This window comes from Anaerotruncus sp. DFI.9.16 (genome assembly GCF_024461615.1).
Classification (GTDB): Bacteria; Bacillota; Clostridia; order Oscillospirales; family Ruminococcaceae; genus Anaerotruncus; species Anaerotruncus massiliensis.
In genome coordinates this window covers 19266-42577 of the sequence record NZ_JANFZX010000024.1, presented here as the reverse complement: position 1 = coordinate 42577, position 23312 = coordinate 19266, and the positions used below count along the sequence as shown (strand labels likewise).

General features: G+C 61.3%; 40 protein-coding genes. All 40 read right to left on the bottom strand.

All coding sequences use genetic code 11. From position 1 onward, the window contains the following. Positions 1-213: 213 nt before the first annotated feature. On the bottom strand, positions 214-555 hold the full coding sequence (gene rplQ, locus NE609_RS10575) for a 50S ribosomal protein L17 (protein WP_101548349.1): 342 nt from the start codon (positions 553-555) through the stop codon (positions 214-216). A gap of 85 nt (positions 556-640) precedes the next feature. Further along, positions 641-1600, bottom strand: coding sequence for a DNA-directed RNA polymerase subunit alpha (locus tag NE609_RS10570; RefSeq protein ID WP_101548347.1), 960 nt, complete (start codon positions 1598-1600; stop codon positions 641-643). A gap of 90 nt (positions 1601-1690) precedes the next feature. Next, complete coding sequence (gene rpsD / locus NE609_RS10565) at positions 1691-2311, bottom strand: 30S ribosomal protein S4 (protein WP_121587240.1); 621 nt, start codon at positions 2309-2311, stop codon at positions 1691-1693. A gap of 41 nt (positions 2312-2352) precedes the next feature. Further along, positions 2353-2754: a 30S ribosomal protein S11 gene (gene rpsK / locus NE609_RS10560; protein WP_101548327.1), complete on the bottom strand. Its 402-nt coding sequence runs from the start codon at positions 2752-2754 to the stop codon at positions 2353-2355. A 19-nt stretch (positions 2755-2773) separates the two neighbouring features. Then, positions 2774-3142 (bottom strand): 30S ribosomal protein S13, encoded by a 369-nt coding sequence (gene rpsM / locus NE609_RS10555; protein ID WP_101548325.1) that lies wholly within the window; start codon positions 3140-3142, stop codon positions 2774-2776. A 35-nt stretch (positions 3143-3177) separates the two neighbouring features. Beyond that, positions 3178-3291: a 50S ribosomal protein L36 gene (gene rpmJ, locus NE609_RS10550; protein ID WP_066455330.1), complete on the bottom strand. Its 114-nt coding sequence runs from the start codon at positions 3289-3291 to the stop codon at positions 3178-3180. Between the two features lie 38 nt (positions 3292-3329). Continuing rightward, positions 3330-3548: a translation initiation factor IF-1 gene (gene infA, locus NE609_RS10545; protein WP_066455331.1), complete on the bottom strand. Its 219-nt coding sequence runs from the start codon at positions 3546-3548 to the stop codon at positions 3330-3332. After that, positions 3541-3810: a KOW domain-containing RNA-binding protein gene (locus NE609_RS10540; RefSeq protein WP_207726248.1), complete on the bottom strand. Its 270-nt coding sequence runs from the start codon at positions 3808-3810 to the stop codon at positions 3541-3543. The genes infA and NE609_RS10540 overlap by 8 nt, the downstream gene beginning before the upstream one ends. A 14-nt stretch (positions 3811-3824) precedes the next feature. After that, the gene (gene map, locus NE609_RS10535) at positions 3825-4571 is read right to left on the bottom strand and encodes a type I methionyl aminopeptidase (RefSeq protein ID WP_101548323.1); all 747 of its coding nucleotides are present in this window, start codon (positions 4569-4571) and stop codon (positions 3825-3827) included. Positions 4572-4573: 2 nt separating this feature from the next. Further along, the gene (locus NE609_RS10530) at positions 4574-5206 is read right to left on the bottom strand and encodes an adenylate kinase (protein WP_101548321.1); all 633 of its coding nucleotides are present in this window, start codon (positions 5204-5206) and stop codon (positions 4574-4576) included. A 13-nt stretch (positions 5207-5219) separates the two neighbouring features. Then, positions 5220-6524, bottom strand: coding sequence for a preprotein translocase subunit SecY (secY, locus tag NE609_RS10525; RefSeq protein WP_101548318.1), 1305 nt, complete (start codon positions 6522-6524; stop codon positions 5220-5222). Between the two features lies 1 nt (position 6525). Beyond that, the gene (rplO, locus tag NE609_RS10520) at positions 6526-6963 is read right to left on the bottom strand and encodes a 50S ribosomal protein L15 (protein WP_101548316.1); all 438 of its coding nucleotides are present in this window, start codon (positions 6961-6963) and stop codon (positions 6526-6528) included. A gap of 20 nt (positions 6964-6983) precedes the next feature. Further along, positions 6984-7160, bottom strand: a complete 177-nt coding sequence (rpmD, locus tag NE609_RS10515) for a 50S ribosomal protein L30 (protein ID WP_101548314.1) — start codon at positions 7158-7160, stop codon at positions 6984-6986. Between the two features lie 13 nt (positions 7161-7173). After that, positions 7174-7677, bottom strand: coding sequence for a 30S ribosomal protein S5 (rpsE, locus tag NE609_RS10510; RefSeq protein WP_121587239.1), 504 nt, complete (start codon positions 7675-7677; stop codon positions 7174-7176). 16 nt (positions 7678-7693) lie between these two features. Then, on the bottom strand, positions 7694-8053 hold the full coding sequence (gene rplR / locus NE609_RS10505) for a 50S ribosomal protein L18 (RefSeq protein ID WP_101548309.1): 360 nt from the start codon (positions 8051-8053) through the stop codon (positions 7694-7696). Between the two features lie 14 nt (positions 8054-8067). Continuing rightward, a complete protein-coding gene (rplF, locus tag NE609_RS10500) occupies positions 8068-8613 on the bottom strand; it encodes a 50S ribosomal protein L6 (protein ID WP_101548307.1) in 546 nt (181 codons plus the stop codon). 15 nt (positions 8614-8628) lie between these two features. Beyond that, positions 8629-9027 (bottom strand): 30S ribosomal protein S8, encoded by a 399-nt coding sequence (rpsH, locus tag NE609_RS10495; protein WP_101548305.1) that lies wholly within the window; start codon positions 9025-9027, stop codon positions 8629-8631. 33 nt (positions 9028-9060) lie between these two features. Beyond that, positions 9061-9246 (bottom strand): type Z 30S ribosomal protein S14, encoded by a 186-nt coding sequence (locus NE609_RS10490; RefSeq protein ID WP_121587238.1) that lies wholly within the window; start codon positions 9244-9246, stop codon positions 9061-9063. A gap of 12 nt (positions 9247-9258) precedes the next feature. Further along, positions 9259-9798 (bottom strand): 50S ribosomal protein L5, encoded by a 540-nt coding sequence (gene rplE, locus NE609_RS10485; RefSeq protein WP_121587237.1) that lies wholly within the window; start codon positions 9796-9798, stop codon positions 9259-9261. Between the two features lie 16 nt (positions 9799-9814). Then, positions 9815-10138 carry a 50S ribosomal protein L24 gene (gene rplX, locus NE609_RS10480; protein ID WP_121587236.1) on the bottom strand — a complete coding sequence of 108 codons (324 nt, stop codon included), beginning with the start codon at positions 10136-10138 and terminating at the stop codon, positions 9815-9817. Positions 10139-10153: 15 nt separating this feature from the next. After that, entirely contained in the window at positions 10154-10522 is a 369-nt protein-coding gene (gene rplN, locus NE609_RS10475) for a 50S ribosomal protein L14 (RefSeq protein WP_101548298.1), read from the bottom strand. A gap of 48 nt (positions 10523-10570) precedes the next feature. Then, positions 10571-10828 (bottom strand): 30S ribosomal protein S17, encoded by a 258-nt coding sequence (gene rpsQ / locus NE609_RS10470; RefSeq protein WP_101548297.1) that lies wholly within the window; start codon positions 10826-10828, stop codon positions 10571-10573. Positions 10829-10850: 22 nt separating this feature from the next. Next, positions 10851-11051, bottom strand: coding sequence for a 50S ribosomal protein L29 (gene rpmC / locus NE609_RS10465; RefSeq protein WP_101548296.1), 201 nt, complete (start codon positions 11049-11051; stop codon positions 10851-10853). Further along, positions 11051-11482 carry a 50S ribosomal protein L16 gene (gene rplP / locus NE609_RS10460; protein ID WP_101548295.1) on the bottom strand — a complete coding sequence of 144 codons (432 nt, stop codon included), beginning with the start codon at positions 11480-11482 and terminating at the stop codon, positions 11051-11053. The genes rpmC and rplP overlap by 1 nt, the downstream gene beginning before the upstream one ends. Then, positions 11482-12189 carry a 30S ribosomal protein S3 gene (gene rpsC, locus NE609_RS10455; protein WP_101548293.1) on the bottom strand — a complete coding sequence of 236 codons (708 nt, stop codon included), beginning with the start codon at positions 12187-12189 and terminating at the stop codon, positions 11482-11484. Before rpsC ends, rplP begins: the two co-directional genes overlap by 1 nt. Positions 12190-12210: 21 nt before the next feature. Next, positions 12211-12546, bottom strand: a complete 336-nt coding sequence (gene rplV, locus NE609_RS10450) for a 50S ribosomal protein L22 (RefSeq protein ID WP_101548289.1) — start codon at positions 12544-12546, stop codon at positions 12211-12213. A 27-nt stretch (positions 12547-12573) separates the two neighbouring features. After that, a complete protein-coding gene (rpsS, locus tag NE609_RS10445) occupies positions 12574-12849 on the bottom strand; it encodes a 30S ribosomal protein S19 (RefSeq protein WP_101548286.1) in 276 nt (91 codons plus the stop codon). A 25-nt stretch (positions 12850-12874) separates the two neighbouring features. Further along, on the bottom strand, positions 12875-13708 hold the full coding sequence (gene rplB / locus NE609_RS10440; protein WP_101548284.1) for a 50S ribosomal protein L2: 834 nt from the start codon (positions 13706-13708) through the stop codon (positions 12875-12877). A gap of 64 nt (positions 13709-13772) precedes the next feature. Then, on the bottom strand, positions 13773-14069 hold the full coding sequence (rplW, locus tag NE609_RS10435) for a 50S ribosomal protein L23 (protein ID WP_121587235.1): 297 nt from the start codon (positions 14067-14069) through the stop codon (positions 13773-13775). After that, on the bottom strand, positions 14069-14692 hold the full coding sequence (rplD, locus tag NE609_RS10430) for a 50S ribosomal protein L4 (RefSeq protein ID WP_101548277.1): 624 nt from the start codon (positions 14690-14692) through the stop codon (positions 14069-14071). Before rplD ends, rplW begins: the two co-directional genes overlap by 1 nt. Before the next feature lie 19 nt (positions 14693-14711). After that, a complete protein-coding gene (gene rplC, locus NE609_RS10425) occupies positions 14712-15344 on the bottom strand; it encodes a 50S ribosomal protein L3 (protein ID WP_101548275.1) in 633 nt (210 codons plus the stop codon). Positions 15345-15427: 83 nt separating this feature from the next. After that, on the bottom strand, positions 15428-15739 hold the full coding sequence (gene rpsJ, locus NE609_RS10420; protein WP_006873286.1) for a 30S ribosomal protein S10: 312 nt from the start codon (positions 15737-15739) through the stop codon (positions 15428-15430). A gap of 500 nt (positions 15740-16239) precedes the next feature. Next, complete coding sequence (locus NE609_RS10415) at positions 16240-16902, bottom strand: hypothetical protein (RefSeq protein WP_256152462.1); 663 nt, start codon at positions 16900-16902, stop codon at positions 16240-16242. A gap of 56 nt (positions 16903-16958) precedes the next feature. Further along, positions 16959-18395 (bottom strand): proline--tRNA ligase, encoded by a 1437-nt coding sequence (gene proS, locus NE609_RS10410; protein WP_256152461.1) that lies wholly within the window; start codon positions 18393-18395, stop codon positions 16959-16961. A 207-nt stretch (positions 18396-18602) separates the two neighbouring features. Beyond that, a complete protein-coding gene (locus tag NE609_RS10405; RefSeq protein ID WP_121587232.1) occupies positions 18603-19328 on the bottom strand; it encodes a Bax inhibitor-1/YccA family protein in 726 nt (241 codons plus the stop codon). 71 nt (positions 19329-19399) lie between these two features. Then, entirely contained in the window at positions 19400-19630 is a 231-nt protein-coding gene (locus tag NE609_RS10400; protein ID WP_101548267.1) for an acyl carrier protein, read from the bottom strand. 228 nt (positions 19631-19858) lie between these two features. After that, positions 19859-20290 carry a 3-hydroxyacyl-ACP dehydratase FabZ gene (gene fabZ / locus NE609_RS10395; RefSeq protein ID WP_101548265.1) on the bottom strand — a complete coding sequence of 144 codons (432 nt, stop codon included), beginning with the start codon at positions 20288-20290 and terminating at the stop codon, positions 19859-19861. A 4-nt stretch (positions 20291-20294) separates the two neighbouring features. Beyond that, positions 20295-21530, bottom strand: a complete 1236-nt coding sequence (fabF, locus tag NE609_RS10390; RefSeq protein ID WP_256152460.1) for a beta-ketoacyl-ACP synthase II — start codon at positions 21528-21530, stop codon at positions 20295-20297. Positions 21531-21557: 27 nt separating this feature from the next. Then, on the bottom strand, positions 21558-22295 hold the full coding sequence (gene fabG / locus NE609_RS10385) for a 3-oxoacyl-[acyl-carrier-protein] reductase (RefSeq protein ID WP_121587229.1): 738 nt from the start codon (positions 22293-22295) through the stop codon (positions 21558-21560). After that, on the bottom strand, positions 22288-23241 hold the full coding sequence (locus NE609_RS10380) for a nitronate monooxygenase (RefSeq protein ID WP_256152463.1): 954 nt from the start codon (positions 23239-23241) through the stop codon (positions 22288-22290). The genes fabG and NE609_RS10380 overlap by 8 nt, the downstream gene beginning before the upstream one ends. Positions 23242-23312 lie beyond the last annotated feature (71 nt).

Genomic DNA, 23312 nt, shown 5'->3' with positions numbered 1-23312 from the left:
TCCTTTCTTGGGCACGCAAGAAAGGAACTCGCTGTCGGTCGACTACCGACAAACTCTGCCGCTTCATGAGCGGATAATCTAAAACCGCCGTCGGCCGGCCACCGACAAGCTCCGTCGCTCGTTGAGCGGACAATCTAAGACCACTGCTCGGGGCCAACCCCGGAGAAGATAAAAAGAGGGACCGCACAGTGTGCGGTCCCTCTTTTAAACAAATCAAACGAGCTCGATGATAGCCATCTCTGCGGCGTCACCGCGGCGAGGTCCGATCTTGACGATCCTGGTATAGCCGCCCTTGGTCTCTTTGTACTTCGGGGCGATCTCGTCGAAGAGCTTCTTCGCAACGTCCTCCTTTGTGACAAAGGAGAGCACCTGACGCTTGGAGTGGAGATCGTTGGTTTTCGCCGTTGTAATCATCTTCTCGGTCATCGCGCGGACTTCCTTGGCCCGGGTGACGGTGGTTTCGATCTTGCCGTTTTCCAGCAGGAAGGTAACCATCGCCCTGAGCATCGCCATTCTGTGGCTGGAAGACCGGCCGAGTTTCCTGGTTCCTGGCATTCTGTTTCACTCCTTACCCAATGCTTTGAGATTCCCGCCCGTTAACAGCCCGGACGGGGTTGGGCCGCGGGGCGCGGCCGGTATTTCAGTTGTCGTCGTCCTTAGAAAGGTCGAATCCCAGTGACTGTAACTTCCAGATGACCTCTTCCAGCGATTTTTTGCCGAGGTTCCGGACCTTCATCATCTCGTCGGGGGACTTGTTGATGAGGTCTGCCACGGTGTTGACGCCGGCCCTCTTCAGACAGTTGAACGCGCGAACAGATAAGTCAAGCTCTTCAATGGTCATCTCAAGGAGTTTATCCTTGCCGGTATCCTCTTTCTTGTCCATGATCTCGGTCGCACTCACCTCGTCGGAAAGATCGACGAAATGATTGAGTTGCCTATTGAGGATCTTGGCCGCCAGACTGACCGCCTCCTTCGCGGAGATGGTGCCGTCCGTCCAGACTTCCAGCGTTAATTTATCGTAGTCGGTTATCTGTTCCACGCGGGTGTTTTCCACCGTGTAGTTGACCTTGAGCACGGGGGTATAGATGCTGTCCACGGCGATGGTGCCCACCGGGGCTTTTTCCAGCTCGGTGTGCTTGTTGCGCTCGGCCGAGACGTATCCCTGGCCCTTCTTGAGCGTGATCTCCATGGAGAGCTTCGCGCCGGCGTCGAGCGTCGCGATATGCATGCTCGGGTCGAGGATCTCGACCTCGCTGTCGCACTCGATGCTGCCCGCAGTCACTTCACATTCACCCTGCGCATCGATCCTCACCGTCTTGGGCTCGTCGCAATAGAGCTTTGCGGTGAGGCCCTTGATATTGAGGATGATCTCGGTTACATCTTCTTTTACGCCCGGGATTGTCGAGAATTCGTGTTGTATTCCGTCGATCTTCACAGAGATGACCGCAACACCAGGAAGAGAGGAAAGCAGCACGCGGCGCAGCGAGTTGCCGAGCGTTGTACCAAATCCCCTGTCCAACGGTTCCGCAACAAATTTGCCGTAACTGCCGTCAGATTTGAGCTCGACCGTTTCTATCTTGGGCTCTATGATCTTGACCATTATGGACCCTCCTTCTGCGGCGGGAGCATTCCCGCCTGGTCATTCTCGTTTCCCTGCAACCATGCTTGGCGCGTGATTCACGCAGCCGGATTATTTGCTGTACAACTCGACGATGAGATGCTCTTCAACATCCAGGTCGATGTCCTCACGGTTCGGGAGCTCGATGACGCGTCCGGTCATATTGGTCTTGTCGCAGTCGAGCCACTTGGGAACGGGACGGGAGCCAAACGCTTCCACCACGCCCTTAAGCTTGTCGCTCTTGGACTTGACGGCAACGGTGTCGCCGGCCTTGAGCAGGATGGAGGGGATGTTGGCCTTCTTGCCGTTCACGGTGAAGTGGCCGTGGCGGACGAGCTGGCGGGCCTCCTTGCGGGAGGAAGCGAAACCGAGGCGGTAGACCACGTTGTCGAGCCTGCTCTCGCAGATGCGCAGCAGATTCTCGCCCGTGACGCCGGTTTTCGCGGCGGCCATCTCAAAGTACTTGGCGAACTGGCTTTCCAGAATGCCGTAGTAACGCCTGGCCTGCTGTTTGGCGCGCAGCTGGACTCCATATTCGGAAGCCTTTCTGGTGCGCGCTTTGCCGTGCTGCCCGGGGACGGTGGCCCTGCGGGTGACGGCGCACTTATCGGTGTAGCAACGCTCGCCCTTGAGGAACAGCTTCTTGTTCTCGCGGCGGCAGAGCCTGCATACAGCGCCGGTATATCTTGCCATAAATTGCACCTCCTGATTGGTTGGCGGCTATGAGCCGCTGCTTATACGCGCCTTCTCTTGGGCGGGCGGCATCCGTTGTGCGGAATCGGGGTGACGTCCTTGATCATGTTGACCTCGAGTCCCGCCGCCTGCAGCGCGCGGATGGCAGCCTCACGGCCCGAGCCCGGGCCCTTTACAAACACTTCGACCGTCTTGAGTCCGTGCTCCATCGCGGCTTTCGCGGCGACTTCCGCAGCGGTCTGCGCGGCAAACGGGGTGCTCTTGCGGGAACCGCGGAAGCCGAGCCCGCCGGCCGAGGCCCACGAAAGGGCGTTGCCCTGGGTGTCGGTGATCGTCACGATCGTGTTGTTAAAGGTGGACTGGATATGTGCGGCGCCACGCTCGATGTTCTTGCGTTCCCGACGCCTGCGAGTGGCGGTCTTTTTAGCGGCAACCTTTGCCATCGTCTATATCCCTCCCTGATTATTTCTTCTTGTTGGCGATTGTCTTCTTGGGTCCCTTGCGGGTGCGCGCGTTGGTCTTGGTGCGCTGTCCGCGGACGGGAAGCCCTTTGCGGTGACGCACGCCGCGGTAGCAGCCGATCTCAACCAGGCGCTTGATATTCAGCGCCGTCTCACGGCGAAGGTCGCCCTCCACCTGCACGTTGTGGTCGATATACTCACGCAGTTTGGAAACGTCGTCCTCCGTAAGGTCCTTGACACGGATGTCCGGGTTCACTCCGGTGGACTCGAGGATCTGCTGTGCGGTTTTGCGGCCGATCCCGAAGATATAGGTCAGCCCGATCTCGACCCGCTTGTCTCTCGGCAGGTCAACGCCAGCTATACGAGCCATACTGTTCTTGCACCTCCATTATTCTGGTCTGCACTTTAGCCCTGACGCTGTTTGTGCTTGGGGTTTTGGCATATTACCATGATGCGGCCCTTGCGCTTGATGATCTTGCATTTTTCGCAAATCGGTTTCACGGAAGGTCTGACTTTCATGCGAAACTACCTCCTTCAATCGGTAAAAACGGTATCTGCTATTTGGAACGCCACGTGATGCGCCCCTTGGTCAGGTCGTACGGAGACATCTCCAGCGTGACCTTGTCTCCCGGCAGGATGCGGATGAAGTTCATCCGCAGTTTGCCGGAAATGTGCGCCAAAAGCTGATGCCCGTTGGGCAGCTCCACGCGGAACTGTGCGTTGGGCAGGCTCTCCACGACGACGCCCTCAATTTCGATGACATCTTCCTTAGACAAGCTGATTTCCTCCCTCGTCTGATTCCCGCCGGAGGGCGGCAAGCGCCCTGCGCAGCTTTCGATTGGTGTCGATGCCCGAAAGGTCGAGCACCGTGTTGGTTTTCCGGATGTGTTTGACGCTCTTACGCTTTGGGGCTTCCAGCGGCCTGCGTCCGCCGTCGCAGAGCAGGACCCGCCCCTCTTCCTCCGCGAGGGCCACAAAGTAGCCTCCCGCGTCGTGCCCCGCCTTCGAGCACACCACGCGACCCCTTTCGACCGGCATCCCGCACCTCCCGCTCAAGGCAGAGTCAGGATGACCGGGCCGCTCTCGGTGATCGCGACGGTATGCTCGAAATGCGCGGCGAGCTTATGGTCGTTGGTCACGACCGTCCAGTCGTTGTCCAGCACGTGCAGCGCGGGTGAGCCCTCGGTGATCATCGGCTCGATGGCGATGACCATGCCGGGGACCAGCCGCACGCCGTGGCCGGGGCGCCCGTAGTTGGGCACCTCCGGTTCCTCATGCATCTCGGTCCCGATCCCGTGCCCGACATACTCGCGCACGACGCCGTAACCGAGCGCCTCCACGTACGACTGCACCGCGTACCCGATGTCCCCCAGCCGCGCGCCCGGTTTTGCAACCGCGATCGCCGCCAGCAGGCTCTCTCTTGTCGCGTCCATCAGCTTCTGGGCCGCATCGCTCACCCTGCCCGCGGCGAAGGTCGCCGCGTTGTCCCCGTGGTAGCCGTCAACGATGGCTCCCACGTCGATGCTCACAATGTCGCCCTCCTGGATGACGCGTCCCCCGGGGATGCCGTGGATGATCTCGTCATTCACCGACACGCACGCGCTGCCCGGAAAACCACCATACCCTAAAAACGAGGGGATGGCGCCTTTGGATTGAATGAAACTTCTGACGGCCCGGTCGATCTCGCCCGTCGTAACGCCGGGTCTGACCGCCGCGCCCCCCACCTGCAACGCCTGTGCTGAGATGGAGCCGGCGCGTTTCATCTTCGCAAGCTCCTTCGACGTTTTCAGCACGACCATACTTAAGCCTCCAGCGCGGCAAGCGTCAGTTTCGTGGTGTCCGCAACTTCTTCCTGGCCCTCCACGATGCGGAGCTTGCCCTTCTTCTGGTAGAACTCCTTGAGGGGCTCGGTCTGCTCGTGGTAGGTGGCCAGGCGGCCGCGCACGGTCTCGGGCTGGTCGTCCTTGCGGATGATCAGCTTCCCGCCGTCCTTGTCGCACACGCCCTCCACCTTGGAAGGCTTGTAGTCGACATGGTAGCTGGCGCCGCAGCTCTCGCAGACCCTGCGGCCGGAAAGCCGCCGTTCGATCGCCTCGTCGGCGACCTCGATGTCGATGACCCTGTCGATCTCGACGCCCATCTCGTCAAGCGCGGCGGCCTGCGGGACGGTGCGCGGGAATCCGTCGAGGATAAACCCGTTTTTGCAGTCGTCCTGCTGGAGCCGCTCCTTGATGATGCCGATCACGACCTCGTCGGGCACCAGCGCGCCGCTCTCCATATAGGATTTCGCGCGCAGTCCCATCTCGGTCCCGTTCTTGAGCGCCTCACGGATGATGTTGCCCGTGCTGATGGCCGGGATTCCCAGCTTTTCACAGATGACTTCCGCCTGGGTGCCTTTGCCGGCGCCGGGAGCGCCGAGGAGTATCAGTTTCATAACGACATCTCCTTTACTCTAAGAAGCCCTTGTAGTGGCGCATCATCATCTGGCTTTCCAGCTGCCGGAAGGTGTCGAGCGCCACGCCCACGACGATGATGATCGAAGTCCCGCCGAGCGCGATGTTCATCTTGGTGATACCGCCGATGCCGATCGGCAGGACGGCCACGAGCGCCAGGAAGATACCGCCGACCAGCGTGATCTTGGAGATGATCCGCGCGATGAAGTCGGAGGTCGGACGGCCCGGACGGATGCCGGGGATGGTGCCCGAGTTGTTCCTGAGGTTGTTGGACATCTCGATCGGGTTATACTGAATCGCCACGTAGAAGTAGTTGAACGCGAGGATCAGGATAAAGTAGAGCACCGCGTAGAGCGGGGTGTTGTAGTTGAACGCGCCGAGGAAGTTCGCCCAGAAGCCGGTGCCGTTGGGGGCCACGAACGCCTTGATGGTGCCCGGGATCGCCAGCAGCGAGGAGGCGAAGATGATCGGCAGAACGCCCGACATGTTCACTTTGATGGGGATGAAGGTCGACTGTCCGCCGTACATCTTGCGGCCGACGACCTTTTTGGCGTACTGCACCGGGATGCGCCGCTCGGCGTTGGTCATGATGATGATCACCACGATCAGCGCGAGGAAGAGCACCACGATGAGCGGAACGGTGAAGTAGTACATCGGCTGCTCGGAGCCCATCTGCAGGTAGATCCAGAGCTTCTGGATCGCCGCCGGGCCGCGGGAGACGATGCCGGCGAACAGGATCATCGAGATGCCGTTGCCGATGCCGTGCTCGTCGATGCGCTCGCCCAGGTAGACGATCAGCATCGCGCCGCCCATGAAGGCCGCGATGATGACGATCGCGGAGAAGATCCCCGCAAAGCCGCTGCGGTACATCACGGCGCCGCTCTGGTTGCGCAGCAGGGTGTAGTAGGCCCATGCCTGCAGAAGCGCGAGCGCGACGGTGACGTAACGGGTGATCTTGTTGATCTTTCTGCGCCCGTCCTCGCCCTCCTTCGCCATGCGCTCGAGGGCCGGGATGGCCACGGTGAGCAGCTGGATGACGATCGAAGAGGTGATGTACGGGGTGATGGACAGCGCGAAGATTGTCGCCCTGGCGAACGCGCCGCCCGAGAGAATGTCGAGATAGCCGAGCAGGTTGCCCGCATTGGCGGGGTTCTGGAGCATCTGCTGGAGAACCTGCGCGTCAAGGAAGGGAACCGGGACGGCCGTGCCGAGCCGGAAGAGCACCAGGATCATCAAGGTGTAGAGGATCTTTTTCCTCAGGTCCGCAATGTGCCACGCGTTTTTTAACGTCTGGAACATTTTACTTCACCTCAGCCTTCCCGCCTGCTTTCTCAATCTTTTCCTTGGCAGACGCTGAAAAAGCCGCGCAGTTGACGGTGAGCTTCTTGGTGATCTCGCCGTTGCCGAGGACTTTGACGCCGTCAAGGGTCTTTTTGAGGATACCAGCGTCGAGGAGCGCCTGAGCGTCCACGACCGCACCGTCCTCGAATTTCTCGAGATCGGAAACGTTGACCGTGGCGTAATGGGTGGCGAAGATGTTCACGAAGCCGCGCTTCGGAACACGCCGCGCCAGCGGCATCTGGCCGCCCTCAAATCCGGGCTGTTTGGCGCCGGAACGGGCCTTCTGGCCTTTGTGGCCCTTGCCCGCCGTCTTTCCGTTGCCGGAACCGTGGCCGCGGCCCTTGCGGAACACGTCCTTGTTCGAACCCGGCACGGGGGAAAGTTCATGCAATTTCATTTGACCTGCACCTCCTTGCTTTATGCGTTGGTGACCTCAATGAGGTGGGAAATTTTCGTGATCTTGCCCTTCGTCGCGTCGTTGTCGGGCTGGGTGGTGGTATCGCCGATCCTGCGCAGTCCCAAGGATTCGGCGGTGGCAATCTGGTCGTCTTTTCTGCCGACGAGGCTCTTAACGAGCTTGATGGTAAGCGCCATAACGCCTTCCTCCTTATCCAATAATATCCTTCACGGATTTGCCGCGGGTGGCCGCGACCTGCTCCGCGTCACGCAGGGAGCACAGCCCCTGGATGGTCGCCGAAACGACGTTGCAGGGGTTGTTGGAGCGCAGGCACTTGGTACGGATGTCCTTGATGCCCGCGGTCTCCATCACCGCACGGACGGGGCCGCCCGCGATGACGCCGGTTCCTTCCGGGGCCGGTTTCATCAGCACGCGTCCCGCGCCGTAAACGCCGATCGCCTCGTGGGGGATGGTCGTTCCCTTGAGGGAGATCTTGTGAAGGTGTTTTTTCGCGTCCTCAATACCCTTGCGGATGGCGTCGGGTACCTCGCCCGCTTTACCAAGCCCGAAGCCGACCGTGCCGTTGCCGTCGCCGACAACCACGAGGGCCGCGAACTTGAAGATGCGTCCGCCTTTCACCGTTTTGGAAACGCGGTTAATCGCTACGACGCGCTCCTTGAGCTCGTCATTGTTGTTCGCATTAAACTGAGCCAAAAGTATCCCTCCTTCTTTAGAATTTGAGGCCGCCTTCACGGGCCGCTTCCGCCAGCTCCTTGACGCGCCCGTGGTAGATATAGCCGCCGCGGTCGAACACCACTTCGCTGATGCCCTTGTCGGCCGCTTTCTTCGCGATCGCTTCGCCGACCTTCTTGGCCGCTTCCTTGTTGCCGCCGTTGCCCTCGAAATCCTTGTCCAGCGAGGACGCCGCGCACAGCGTCACGCCGTTTTCATCGTCGATGATCTGGGCATAGATGTGTTTGGCGGAGCGGAAGACATCAAGACGAGGGCAGCCAGGCGTGCCGCTGATCTTCGCCCTGACCCTGCTGTGCCGTTTGAGTCTGGCGACATTCTTGTCAGGCTTCGTTACCATGTTACTTCACTCCTTTACTTCTTGCCCTTGCCCGCTTTGCCTTCCTTGCGGATGATCACTTCGTCGATATACTTGATTCCCTTGCCCTTATACGGCTCGGGCGGGCGCTTCTCGCGGACTTCCGCCGCGAACTGGCCGACCTTCTGCTTGTCGGGGCCGTGGATGATGATCTTGTTGGGCGCGGGGACATCGATCGTGATGTCGGCGTTGTCCTCCATGAAGACCTGGTGGCTGTAGCCGAGGGTCATGACGAGCTGTTTGCCCTGCTTGGCCGCGCGGTAGCCGACGCCGTTGATCTCGAGTTCCTTCTTGAACTCCTCGGTGACGCCCTGCACCATGTTGGCGACCAGGGTGCGGGTCAGCCCGTGCAGGCTGCGCATCTCCTTCTCGTCGTTGGGGCGGGTCACGAGGATCTCGCTGCCTTCCTGCTTGATGCCCATCTCGGGGCGGAAGGTCTGGGTCAGGGTGCCCTTGGGGCCCTTGACGGTTACCGTGCTGCCGTCGATTTTGACGTCGACGCCCGCGGGCACGGTGATGGGCTTTCTTCCGATTCGACTCATTTCACCGCACCCCCCTTACCAAATGAACGCGAGGACTTCGCCGCCGACATTCTCTTTGCGAGCCTGCCTGTCGGTCATAACGCCCTTGTTGGTGGACAGGATGGCAACGCCGAGTCCCTTCATCACGCGGGGCATATCCTCACAGCTGGTGTAGATGCGCAGGCCGGGTTTGGAAACCCTGCGAAGGCCCTGGATGACCGGGGTCTTGCCCTGCCCGTATTTCAGGACAACGCGGATGGTGCCCTGTTTGCCGTCCTCGACGACGGTGAAGCTCTTTATATATCCTTCATCCAACAAAATCTGAGCAATTGCTTTCTTCATGTTGGAAGCAGGAATATCGACCGTATCATGTTTTGCACTGTTCGCATTTCTGATACGGGTCAGCATGTCAGCGATCGTATCGGTGATATGCATGCCGTCAACCTCCTTTATTCGCTCAGCTTTGTTTTACCAGCTTGCCTTCCTGACGCCGGGGATCTGCCCTTTGTACGCCAGTTCCCTGAAACAAATACGGCAGATTCCGAATTTGCGAAGGTAAGCGTGCGGCCTGCCGCAGATCTTGCACCGGGTGTATTCCCTGGTGGAGAACTTCGCCGGGCGGCTCTGCTTGATCTTCATCGATGTTTTTGCCACAGTTTTCCCTCCTTACTTCGCAAATGGGGCGCCCATGAGCGTCAAGAGCTCGCGGGACTCCTCGTCGGTTTTCGCAGTGGTGACAAAGCAGATGTCCATGCCCCGGACCTTGTCGATCTTGTCGTAGTCGATCTCGGGGAAGATCAGCTGCTCCTTGAGGCCCATGTTGTAGTTGCCGCGCCCGTCGAAGCCGTTGGGGTTGATCCCACGGAAGTCGCGTACGCGGGGCAGGGCCACGGAGAACAGCCTGTCGACGAACTCATACATCCGGTCGCCGCGCAGGGTGACCTTTGCGCCGATGTTCATGCCTTCACGCAGCTTGAAGTTCGCCACGGATTTTTTCGCCTTGCAGATGACCGGGCGCTGGCCCGTGATCTTGGAAAGGTCAGAAACGATTGCGTCGATGATCTTGGGATTGTCCCGCGCCTCGCCGCAGCCGATATTGATGACGACCTTATCAAGCTTGGGGATCTGCATGACAGATTTATAGCTGAATTTCTTCATCAGCGCGGGAGCGATCTCGCCCACGTACTGGTCCTTGAGTCGTGCCATGATTTCTCCTCCTTACTTAAAAAGTTTCGCCACATTTCGGGTTTTTGCAGATACGTTCCTTCTTGCCGTCGTTGAGGACCTTGTGGGCAATCCGGGTGGGCTTGCCGCATTTGGGGCAGACGAGCATGACCTTGGAGGCGTACATGGCGCCCTCCGCCTTCACGATACCGCCGGGATCGCCCATTTTGCGGGGCTTGACGTGCTTGGTCATCATGTTGATGTGGTCGACGATGACCTTGCCCTCCTTGGGGGAGACCTCAAGAACCTTGCCCTGCTTGCCCTTGTCCTTGCCGGACAGAACGATGACTGTATCGCCCTTTTTGACGTGAAGCTTATTCACTTTTGAGCACCTCCATTACAGCACCTCGGGAGCGAGGCTTAAAATCTTGAGGTACTCCTTTTCGCGGAGTTCCCTCGCAACCGGTCCAAAGATACGGGTACCTCTGGGGTTTTTATCTTCTCTGATGATGACCGCAGCGTTCTCGTCGAAGCGGATATAGGTCCCGTCGTCGCGGCGGATCCCCTTAGCGGAACGAACGATTACCGCCTTGACCACGTCGCCCTTTTTCACCTGACCGCCGGGCGCGGCCTTCTTGACGGAAGCCACGACCACATCGCCAATGTTGGCGTATCTCCTGCGGGAGCCGCCGAGCACGCGGATGCACATGAGTTCCTTCGCACCGGTGTTGTCGGCTACTTTGAGATAGGTCTGCATCTGTATCACAGAGCGTTCCTCCTTTCAATCGGACTGTCGGAAAAGACCGTCCGGATGTTATTTCGCCTTCTCGATGATTTCGGTGACCCTCCACCGTTTATCCTTGGACAGGGGGCGGGTCTCCATGATCTTGACCTTGTCGCCAACGCCGCACGCGTTCTCTTCGTCGTGCGCCTTGAACTTCACGGTGCGCTTGATGATCTTCTTGTAAAGGGGATGTTTGACGTTGTCCTGGATGGCGACGACGACCGTCTTATCCATCTTATCGCTGACAACCGTGCCGACACGGGTCTTGCGGAGATTTCTTTCGCTCATTTACCTTCGTCCTCCCTTCCGCTTACTGCGCGCTCTTAAGCTCGTTGGCCCGGATCTGGGTCTTCACCCGCGCGATGTCCTTCTTGACGATGTTCAGGCGCATCGGGTTATCGAGCTGGTTGATCGCGTGCTGGAAACGAAGGTTGAAAAGCTCGGCTTTGAGGTCGTTGAGCTTCTCCTGAAGCTCCTTGTCAGACAGTTCCCTGATCTCAGTTGCCTTCATTACTCTTCACTCCCCTTTTCCTCAGTCTCTTTGGCAACGAACTTGCACTTGATGGGCAGCTTGTGCGCGGCAAGACGCATTGCCTCACGGGCCAGGTCCTCGGGCACGCCGCCGATTTCAAACATCACGCGGCCGGGCTTGACGACTGCGACCCAGTACTCGGGGCTTCCTTTACCGGAACCCATGCGGGTCTCGGCCGGTTTTTCGGTGATCGGCTTATCCGGGAAAATCTTGATCCAGACCTGGCCGCCGCGCTTGATGTAGCGGGTCATGGCGATACGGGCGGCCTCGATCTGGTTGGAGGTGACCCACGCCGGCTCAAGCGCCTGCAGGCCGAAATCTCCGTAAGTGACGGTGTTGCCGCGCAGGGCCTTGCCCTTGAGGCGGCCGCGCTGAACACGGCGGTATTTCACACGTTTTGGCAGCAGCATTACTGTTTGCCTCCTTCCCTCTGGGGACGGTCATCCCTGCGGGGCCTCTTGGCATCCCCGAGAACCTCTCCGGCGTAGATCCATACCTTGACGCCGATTCTTCCGTAGGTGGTGTTCGCCTCGGCAAAGCCGTAGTCGATGTCGGCGCGGATGGTCTGCAGGGGGATGGTGCCCTCATGGTAGTGCTCGGTCCTCGCGATCTCGGCGCCGCCCAGACGGCCGGACACCTGGATCTTGATGCCGCGGGCGCCGAACTTCATCGCGCGTCCGATCGACTGCTTCATGGCGCGGCGGAAGGAGACGCGGGCTTCCAGCTGGGCGGCGATCGACTCGGCCACGAGCTGGGCGTTCTTGTCGGGGGACTTGACCTCGACGACGTTGATGAAGACCTGGCGCTTGTCGGCCGCGGCCTTGCCCTTGTTGATCATCTCGTCGCACTGGCGGCGGATCTTCTCGATCTCGGCGCCGCCCCTGCCGATGACGATGCCCGGGCGGGAGCAGTGGATGTGGATGCGCACCTTGGTGGCGTCGCGCTCGATTTCAATGCGGGGGATTCCTGCATCGTAAAGGGTTTTCTTTAAGAACTTGCGGAGCTTATAATCCTCGACAAGGATATCGCCGAAAGCATCGTCCTTAGCAAACCAGCGGGAATCCCAATCCTTAATAACTCCGACACGAAGGCCGTGCGGATTCACTTTTTGGCCCATAGTTTACCTCCTCTTTCAGCGTTATTCTTGTTCTTTGACGGTGATGAAGACGTGGGACGTCCTCTTGAGTACGCGGAACGCCCTGCCCTGCGCGCGGGGGCGGATCCGTTTCATCGTCGGGCCGGGGGTGACGTAGCACTCGGACACGTACAGGTTGTTCCTGTCCATGTTGAAATTGTTCTCGGCATTTGCCACGGCCGACTTCAGCAGCTTCTCCAACGGCTCGCAAGCGGCCTTGGGGGTCTGCCGGAGAATCGCCATCGCCTGGTCGGCGGGCTTGTTGCGGATAAGATCAAGCACGATCTGCACCTTGCGAGGCGCGATGCGGGCATGTCTCAGCGAAGCTCTTGCTTCCATGGTTGAGTTCCTCCTTTCGGCCTCGTTTTAGTTGCTCTTCCTGGCGCCGGCGTGTCCGCGGTAGGTCCTGGTGGGGGCAAACTCGCCGAGCTTGTGCCCAACCATGTCCTCGGTCACATAAACCGGCACGTGCTTGCGGCCGTCGTGGACCGCGAAGGTGTGCCCGACAAAATCGGGGAATATCGTCGAAGCGCGGCTCCAGGTCTTGAGGACCTGCTTTTTCTCGCCGCTCTCGTTCATCTTGCGGACCCTCTCCAGCAGAACGGGCTGAACGTACGGTCCCTTTTTAATGCTTCTACCCATGAATATTTCCTCCTTTCAGCCCGTCTTACTTCGCGTTGCGGCGCTTGACAATAAACTTGTCGGAGCGGTTGTGTTTGGCGCGGGTCTTGTAACCCAGCGCGGGCTTGCCCCAAGGGGTGACCGGGCCCGGACGTCCGACCGGGCTCTTGCCCTCGCCGCCGCCGTGCGGGTGGTCGCAGGGGTTCATGACGGAGCCGCGGACGGTCGGGCGCCAGCCCATGTGGCGGCGGCGGCCGGCCTTGCCGTAGTTGACGTTCTCGAAATCGATGTTGCCGACCTGGCCGATCGTGGCCACGCAGATCTCGGGGATGTTGCGAAGCTCTCCGGAGGGCAGGCGGACGAGCGCCATGCCGTTTTCCTTCGCCATCAGCTGGGCCATGACGCCGGCCGAACGCGCCAGCTGCGCGCCCTTGCCCGGGTAAAGCTCGATGTTGTGGATGAAGGTACCGGTCGGGATGTTCATCATCGGCAGCGAGTTGCCCGGCTTGATGTCCGCCTTGGCGCCGGAGACCACCGTGTCGCCGACCTTGAGGCCGTTGGGCGCGATGATGTAGCGCTTCTCGCCGTCCTCGTACTGGACGAGCGCGATGTGGGCGGTGCGGTTGGGGTCATACTCGAGCGTCAGGACCTTGGCCGGGATATCGGCCTTGTCGCGCTTGAAATCGATGATGCGGTATTTCCGGCGGTTGCCGCCGCCGCGGTGGCGGACGGTGATCCTGCCGTTGCTGTTGCGTCCGGAGTGCTTCTTGACAGGCTCAAGCAGGCTCTTTTCCGGAGCGACCTTGCTCAACTCGCTGTAGTCGGTGACAGTCATCTGCCGGCGACTGGGCGTAGTGGGCTTATAGCTCTTAATAGCCATTCGGTTTCACTCTCCTCATTTTAGTTAGCGGGGCAGAGAACCCCATACGCGGCGCAAGGCGCCATTAGAGCATGGTATCGAAGAACTCGATCGTCTTCGAACCCTCGGTCAGCGTCACGATCGCCTTCTTGAAGGAAGGGGTGTAGCCCTGGTTGCGGCCCATCCGTTTCAGACGGCCGCGGCAGCTGATCGTGTTGACCGACGACACCTTGGCGCCGGGGAACAGCGTCTCGACGGCCTTGGCGATTTCAATCTTGTTGGCGTCCTTGGCGACCCGGAAGGTGTACTTCCGAAGCTGCACGTTCGCCATCGAAGCCTCGGTGATGACCGGACGGAGGATAATGTCCTGCGGAGCTTTCATTATGCGTACACCTCCTCGAGTTTGGCGACGGCGTCTTTCGCGACGATGAACTTGTCGCAGTTGACGATGTCGTAGACGTTGAGCGTGTTGACCAGCGCGGTCTTGACGCCCGGAATGTTGGAAGCGGATTTGATGAACTGGTCGTTCTTGTCGCCCATGACGATGAGCGCCTTCTTTTCCGCGCCGAGCGCCTTGAGCATATCGACCACCGGGCGGGTCTTGTAGCCGTCGACGGTGATCTGGTCGACCACGATCAGGTCGTTCGTGAGGACCTTGTCGGAGAAGACCGATTTGATCGCCAGGCGGCGGGTCTTCTTGTTGAGGGAGTAGCTGTAGTCGCGCGGCTTGGGGCCGAGCGCGATGCCGCCCTTGCGCCACTGGGGAGCGCGGATGGAGCCCTGGCGCGCGTGGCCGGTGCCCTTCTGCCTCCAGGGCTTCTTGCCGCCGCCGGTAACCTCGGTGCGGGTCAGGGTCGACTGAGTGCCCTGGCGCTGGTTGGCCAGATAATTCACGACGCACGCGTGCACGACCGCCTGATTGGGGGTGATGCCGAAGACGGCGTCGGAAAGCTCGATCTCAGAAACGGCTTTGCCGGCCATATCATAAACTTGAACCTTTGGCATTGTGTGTGTCCTCCTTCCCTTACGCCTTGACGCTATCGGTGATGCAGACCACGCCGCCCTTGGCGCCGGGGATCGCACCTCTGATCGCGATGAGATTGTTTTCCGCGTCCACCTTGACGACCGCAAGGTTCTGGACGGTGACGTGTTCGTCACCCATGTGGCCCGGGAGGCCCTTGCCCTTAAAGACGCGGGACGGGGACGAGCAGGCGCCGTTGGAGCCGGCGTGGCGTCCGACGGGACCGGAGCCGTGGGTCGCTTTGAGGGTGTGGTTGCCGAACCGCTTGACGGTGCCGGCGTAGCCCTTGCCCTTCGAGGTGCCCGCGACATCCACCGCGTCTCCCGCGGCGAAGGCGTCGGCCTTGATGATGTCGCCGACGTTTAAGGACGAGCAGTCCTCCAGACGGAACTCCTTGAGGGTGCGCTTCTGCGCGACGTCAGCCTTCGCGAAGTGTCCCTTGAGCGGTTTGTTGATCGCCTTGTCCGAGATGTCGCCATAACCGATCTGCACGGCTTCATAGCCGTCGTTTTCGATTGTCTTCTTCTGGACGACAACGCAGGGGCCGGCCTCAACGACGGTCACGGGGATCACTTTTCCGTTCTCGTCAAAAAGCTGGGTCATGCCGATCTTTTTGCCTACGATGCACTTTTGCATACCTTTCTTACCTCCTGAAGGTTATTGGTCGGCTCTCGCCGACTTGACCTGACGGCGGATCCGTCGTCGGGGTTTCGCGCGGCTTAGAGCTTGATTTCAATCTCCACGCCGGCGGGGAGTTCGAGTCCCGTGAGCGCCTCGACCGTCTTGTTCGAGGGACGCAGGATGTCGATGAGCCGTTTGTGGGTCCTCATCTCGAACTGCTCGCGGCTGTCCTTATACTTGTGGACGGCGCGCAGGATGGTGACGATTTCCTTCTCGGTCGGCAGGGGGATCGGACCGGAAACGCGGGCGCCGGTGCGCTTTGCCGTTTCCACAATCTTCTCCGCCGATGCATCGACGAGCTGGTGATCGTAACCTTTGAGCCTGATTCTGATTTTCTCCTTGACTGCCACTGAAGATCGCCTCCTTAATGTTTTCTGACGACACTTCACATACCGAATCGCTCTGTACACCCCTCCGGGTGTTTCGCGGGCGGGCATACAAAAAATCCGGTAAACCTTCCAGTTTAGCCGGACTTCATACCGCCCGCGGCCAAAAGCCGCCGCGCCGCGCAAAATGCCTCTGGAGGCGCATTGCGCACGCTTTCATCAGTATTAAAGTCGCCCGGTTTGAAATCGGACATACTCCGCGGAAATTCCCCGCCTCAAAGGGCGGCCACCTCCCGCATCATCGCATATCTGTGCAGTCACGCTCGATTATAATACCACAACCCCCGTCACAATGCAAGTATTTTTAGAGAAAAATTCGTAAAAAGCTCCAAAAAATTTTTGCGGTTAGGCTGCCGTTAAAATACCCTCTCCAGGGAAGTTTTCCCGATCCCCCGGCGGCTTATGCGGGCGCCCCGGGGCGAAAAAAGAGGGGCGGCTCCGCCGCCCCTCTTTTGAGGGAAGCTTTAAAACTCCGGGCCCTTGTTTTCCGGCTGCTGCGGCGCCTCCGGCGCGGCGGGCGGGGCCTTGGGGCTGCTCGCGGGCATCGCGGCGTAATTGATGCCGGCTCCCTGCGCGGCCGAAAGGCTCGCGAGGTAGGCCTTCTTCTGCTGGCTCGACCCGACGAGGTAGAGGATCGGCAGGACGACGCCGCCCACGAGGCTCACCAGCCCGTTCAGCGAGAAGACGCCGCCCGAGAAGAGCATGCCGATCACGCCGAGGATGAGCAGCACGATTCCCCACGCCATGAAGAAGCCGCTCTTCTCCGGACGGGAGCTGCGACTCAGCCCCATGATGCCCGCGATGGCGCGCGGGATGGCGGCGATCGCCGCGAAGAGGATCATGACCGCGCTGATCACGGCGAAGACGCCGCCCATCACCGACTGGAACTCCTCGTCCTGCATGAGCTCATAGAACTGCTCCGGGTCGTCGATGCCCGCCTGCGCCGCGAAGGAGGGGTCCTCCATCGCGATCTCCATGATCATGCTCGTAAAACCGCTCGAGCTGCCGCCCAGCTCCTTCTGGACGTCCATCGAGATCATGCCCGCGGACACCAGCCCGAGCACCGCGAAGACGATCAGCAAAATCGCCGTCACCTTGAGCAGCGTGTTCTGATAGGTCATTTCCATGTTCTTACCCCCGTTTGCTGTTTATTCCGGCGCGCGCCGGGAAATTCGGATTGGGATCAGTACGCCCGGCCCCAGATGATCGAGGTTGTGGCGGGCCTGCCGCAGATCGGGCAGACGTCGCCGATCCGCTCCTGCTCGAAGGGCATGCAGCGGGAGGTGAGCCCCGCCTCCTCCTTGACGCGCAGCTCGCACGCCTCGTCGCCGCACCACATCGTCTTGAAGAAGCCGCTCTTTTCCGCCGCCAGCGCCTTGAGCTCGTCGAAGGTCCGGGCGGTCCAGGTGCGCGCCTCGCGGTTGGCAAGCGCCTTCTGGTAGAGGCCGTCGTGCACCGCGCGCAGCAGCTCGGGCACCTTCGCCTCCAGTTCGTCGAGGGAGACGACCGTTTTCTCGCGGTTGTCGCGCCGCACGAGCACGCACTGGTTCTGCTCGATGTCGCGCGGGCCGATCTCCAGCCGGAGCGGCACGCCCTTCATCTCGTACTCCGCGAACTTCCAGCCCGCCGAGTTGTCGCTGTCGTCCATCTTCGCGCGGCAGAAGAATTTCAGCTTTTCGGTGATCTCCCCCGCCTTTTCGAGGACGCCCTCCTTGTGCTGGGCGACCGGCACGACGATCACCTGGACCGGCGCGATGGCGGGCGGCAGCACCAGCCCGTCATTGTCGCCGTGGGTCATGATGATCGCGCCGATGATGCGGGTCGACATCCCCCACGAGGTCTGGTGCGGGTACTGGGGCTTGTTGTCGCGGCCCTGGAAGGTGATGTCGAACGCGCGGGCGAACCCGTCGCCGAAATAGTGGGAGGTGCCCGACTGGAGCGCCTTGCCGTCGTGCATCATCGCCTCGATCGTATAGGTGGCTTCCGCGCCCGCGAACTGCTCCTTTTTGGTCTTGCGGCCCTTGGTGACGGGGATCGCGAGGCTCTCCTCGCAGAAGTCGGCGTAGACGTTCAGCATCCGCTCGGTTTCCGCCATCGCCTCCTCGGCCGTCTCGTGCATCGTGTGGCCCTCCTGCCACCAGAACTCGCAGGTGCGCAGGAAGGGGCGGGTGGTCTTCTCCCACCGCACGACCGAGCACCACTGGTTGTAGAGCTTGGGCAGGTCGCGGTAGGAGTGGATGATGTTCGCGTAGTGCTCGCAGAAGAGGGTCTCGGAGGTCGGGCGCACGCAGAGGCGCTCGGTGAGCTTCTCCTCGCCGCCGTGGGTCACCCACGCCACCTCGGGCGCGAAGCCCTCGACATGGTCCTTCTCCTTCTGGAGCAGGCCCTCGGGGATGAACATCGGCATCATGACGTTTTCATGCCCCGTCGCCTTGAAGCGGCCGTCGAGGTCGCGCTGGATGTTCTCCCAGATCGCGCAGCCGTAGGGGCGCACGACCGTGCAGCCGCGCACCGACGAATAGTCCGCCAGGTCGGCCTTTTTAACGATGTCGGTGTACCATTTCGCGAAGTCCTCCTCCATCGAGGTGATCGCTTCCACCATCTTTTTCTTGTCCGCCATAAAGCATGTTCTCCTTCGGCGTCCCGCGGGGCGCCCCAAAATATGATCGGCGGCCCGGGGCCGCCGCGGCATTACCCTTGTATCATAACGAATTTTCGCGCGAATTGCAAGGCCCGGCCTTCCCCGCCCGCCGGTTTCCCGCCCCGGCTTCCCCGGGAACCGCAAAACAGGCCGCCGTCCGCAGGACGGCGGCCTTCCGCGCTCCGGTCACTTGCGCTTGCCGAGCAGGCGCAGCAGATAGAGGAAAAGGTTGATGAAGTCGAGATAGAGGTTGAGCGCCGAATAGATCGAAACCTTTTCCAGCATCTCCGCGTCGCCCTCGAAGGCGTGGTAGTAGTCCTTGACCTTCTTGGAGTCGTAGGTGGTGACGCCGAGGAAGATCGCGACGCCGATAAAGCAGATCGCCGTCTCGAAGCCCTCGAGCCCGAGGAAGAGGTTGACGACCCCCATGAGCAGCAGCGCGAGCAGGCCGAAGAGGATAAGCGGCGCGAAGCCGGAGACGTCGCGCTTGGTGATGAGGCCCGCCGCGGCCATCACGCCGAAGAAGACGGACACGACGCCGAAGACGAAGATCGCGCTGCCCGCGTCGTAGAGGAGCAGGAGCGGCGAGAGCGCGATGCCGGTGAGCACCGAATAGCAGAGGAAGATCACCCGCGCGGTGGTCACCGAATACTTCCGGATGCGGGAGGTGAGGTAGAAGACGAGCGCGAGCTTGCCGATCAGCAGCGCGAAGGGCAGCCAGGGGGTGATAAAGAAAAGCAGCACCATCCGGGTCGCGTAGAGCAAAAAGGAGGTGACGAAGGTGAGCAGGAGTCCCAAAAACATCCAGCCGTAGGTTTTGGCCACATGCCGGTAGAGGGGGGTCTGCACCTGCTGGCGGACCGCGTCGAGGTCGGCGCCGTCCTGGAAGCCGCCGTAGCTGTTCTCGTTCATCCGGGTTCATCCTTTCCTAATAATGTGAAAAAATAAAATCCCCGCCGTCCCGGCGGGGATTCCGAAACGCGTCAGTTGGCGTGGTCTTCGATATATTTGACGATGTCGCCGACGGTCTTGATGTTCTCGATCTCCTCGTCGGGGATCTCGCAGTCGAACTCCTCCTCGAGGGACATGACCAGGTCGACGATGTCCAGCGAGTCGGCGCCCAGGTCGCTCTGGATGTTGGCCTCCATTGTGACAACGTCTTCCTCGACGTCCAGCTGGTCCACGAGAAGCTCTCTGACTTTTTCAAATACCATGATTGTTTCCTCCTATAATTCGTTCTATCGGTACCTCGTATGATCTGACGGAAGGGGCCGCCGTGGGCGGACCCGCCTTGCTAACGACAACTATCATACCCGTTTTGCCACGGTTTGGCAATAGGTATTTGCACATATTTTGTCGGGTTTTCCAATTTGCATTTGGCCAGGCCACACAAACTTTGGAAAAGCCCCCGCGGCGGCTGTTTCCCGCCCGCGCACAGGCGTCTATTTCATGAGCGCGAAGGTGATCTCGGCGCTCGCGGCGCGCTCGCCGCCGACCGTCGCGGTCCCCTTGCCCATGCCGAAGTTACCGCGCACCCGCAGCATCTCCACCTCGAGGCGGAGCGTGTCGCCCGGGAGCACCTGCCGGCGGAACTTCGCCTTGTCGATGCCCGCGAAGAAGGCGATCTTGCCCTGGTTCTCCGGCATCGACAGCGCGCACACCGCGCCCGCCTGCGCAAGCATCTCGATGATCAGCACGCCCGGCGTGACGGGATGTCCGGGGAAGTGCCCCTGAAACCAGAAGGAATCGGGGCTGATAAACTTTGTGGCCACCACCCGCTTGCCGACCTCCAGCTCCTCGACCTCGTCGATGAGCAGGAAGGGATCGCGGTGGGGGATGATCTCCATGATCTGTTCCTTATTATAGAGCGCCATTCGATCACCCCTCGTATTTTTTGAAGAGCAGGCTCGCGTTGTGCCCGCCGAAGCCCAGCGAATTGGACAGCGCGTACCGGATGTCCGCCCTGCGCGCGCCCTCGGTCACATAGTCGAGGTCGCAGTCCTCGTCGGGGACCCTGTAGCCGATCGTCGGCGGCATGACGCCGTCCCGCAGGGCGAGCGCCGTGGCGATCGTCTCGACGCCGCCCGCCGCGCCGAGCATGTGCCCGGTCACCGACTTGGTCGAGCTGACCCCCAGCTTGTAGGCGTGTTCGCCGAACGCCGCCTTGATCGCGAGCGTCTCGCACTTCTCGTTGAGCTGGGTGGAGGTGCCGTGGGCGTTGATATAGCCGACCTGCTCGGGGGAAACGCCGCCGTCCGCCATCGCGTTCATCATCGCGTGCGCCGCGCCCTCGCCGTCGGGGGAGGGCCCGGTGATGTGGTGGGCGTCGTCGGTCGCGCCGTAGCCCACGACCTCGGCGATGATGTTCGCGCCGCGGCGGCGGGCGTGCTCGAGCTCCTCAAGCAGCACGAGCCCCGCGCCCTCGCCCATCACGAAGCCGCTGCGCTCCTTGTCGAAGGGGATCGACAGCCGGTCGCAGTCCTCCGACTCGGTCAGGGTGTTCATGTTGGAAAATCCCGCGACCGCGACCTCGGTGATCGGCGCCTCCGCGCCGCCCGCGATCGCCAGGTCGAGATAACCGTACTTGATCTTGCGGAACGCCTCGCCGATCGAATGGGAGCCGGTCGCGCAGGCGGTGACCACCGCGAAGTTGTCCCCCTTGAAGCCGTATTCGATCGCGATCTGGCCCGCGGCCATGTTGGAGATCATCATCGGCACCATGAAGACGCTCACGCGGTCGGGGCCCTTTTCAAGGAACTTCTGGTGCTCGGCCAGCGTGGTCTGGAACCCGCCGATACCGCTGCCCACGATGACGCCGGCGCGGAAGGGGTCGATGCCGCTCAGGTCCCCCGCGCCCTCGACGACCTGCTTCGCGGCGGCCATCGCAAACTGGGTGTAGCGGTCCATGCGGCGGGCCTCCTTCTTGTTGAGCCCCTGCGCGACGGGATCCCAGCCGTCGATCTCGGCCGCGCATTTGACCTTGATGCGGGAGGTGTCGAAGGAGGTGATCGGCCTGAAGCCGTGGCGGCCCTGCACCACGTTCCGCCAGAAATCGGCTGTGTTCATGCCGACGGGGGAAACGACCCCCGTCGAGGTGATTACGACTCGTTTCATATCTAAATACTCCTGTTTTTCAAAATGTCACTGGCCCATGCCGCCGTCGACGACGAGCACCTGCCCGGTGATGTAACCGGCCGCGTCGCTTGCCAGAAACGCCACCGCGTTCGCCACGTCCTCCGGCTGGCCCATCCTCTTGAGCGCCACGCCGCCGAGGATCGCCTCCTTTGCCTTGTCGGAGAGCTTGGCGGTCATGTCGGTCTGGATAAAGCCGGGGGCCACCGCGTTCACGGTGATGCCGCGCCCGCCGAGCTCCTTGGCCGCCGTCTTGGTCATGCCCACGATCGCCGCCTTGGAGGCGGAATAGTTGAGCTGCCCCGCGTTGCCGTAGAGTCCCGACACCGACGCCATGCTGACGATGCGGCCCGAACGCTGCTTCATCATCACCGGCGTGACGTGCCGGATCATATTGAAAACGCCCTTCTGGTTGACGTTCACGACGCTGTCGTACTGGTCCTCGCTCATGCGGGCGATCAGGCCGTCGCGGGTGATGCCCGCGTTGTTGACGAGCACGTCGACCGAGCCGAACCGCTCCTGCACGGCCTTCACCATCTCCGCGCACGCGTCGAATTTGGACACGTCCGCGACGAAGCACTCCGCCTCGACGCCCCTTGCGCGGCATTCCTCCGCGACCGCCTGCGCCTGCGGCAGCAGGCTTTCGAGGCAGTTGACCGCAATATTGAAGCCGTCCTCCGCCAGTTTCAGCGAGATCGCCCGGCCGATGCCGGTGCCGCCGCCGGTGATTACCGCCGTCTTATTCAATGGTGATACCCCTTTCCGTAAGCAAGTTGCGGAGGAGATGCTCCCCCTGTGCCATCAGGTTTTCCACGATCTCCCTGGCGGGCGCGGCGCCCTTCACGAGCCCCGAAATCTGCCCCGCCATAAAGGTGCCCTCCTCGAGGTTGCCGTCCTGCACCGCCTTGCGCAGGCTGCCGGCCGCCATCCGTTCGAATTCCTCCCGGCTGACCTCCTCGTGCTCGAGCTTGGCGAGCTTCCGTGTAAACTTGGTCTTGAGCGACCGGATGGGCGCGCCGCCCTCCCGTCCGGTGACGATCGTGTCGGTGTCCTTGGCCCCGGCGACGAGCTCCTTATACTTGGCGCAGGCCGGGCTCTCGTCGGCGCAGACGAAGATGGTGCCGCACTGCACCCCCTGCGCGCCGAGCGCGATGGCCGCGGCCACGCCGCGCCCGTCCGCGATGCCGCCCGCCGCGACGACCGGCACGCTCACCGCGTCCACGACCTGCGGCACGAGGCACATGGTGGTCAGCTCGCCGATGTGGCCGCCCGATTCGGTGCCCTCCGCCACGACCGCGTCGGCGCCCGCGCGCTCCATCCGCCTGGCCATCCCCGCCGAGGCGACCACCGGGATCACCTTGATGCCCGCGGCCTTCCACGCCTCCATGTACTTGCCGGGGTTGCCCGCGCCCGTCGTGACGACCGCGACCTTCTGTTCGGCGCAGATGCGCGCCACATCGTCCGCGAAGGGGCTCATGAGCATGACGTTCACGCCGAAGGGCCTGTCGGTGAGGGACTTCGCTTCCCGGATCATCGCCTCGACCACCTCGCCGGGCGCGGCCGCCGCGCCGATGAGCCCGAGGCCGCCGGCGTTGGATACCGCCGCCGCCAGCTTTGCGTCGGCCACCCACGCCATGCCGCCCTGGAAGACGGGATAGCGGATGCCGAGCAGTTCGGTAATTCTTGTTTTCAGCATTGGTTTTCTCCTCCACGTAAGACTGTGGGGCCGCGCCCCTCCGGCGCCGCCCATGGCGTCCGCCGCTT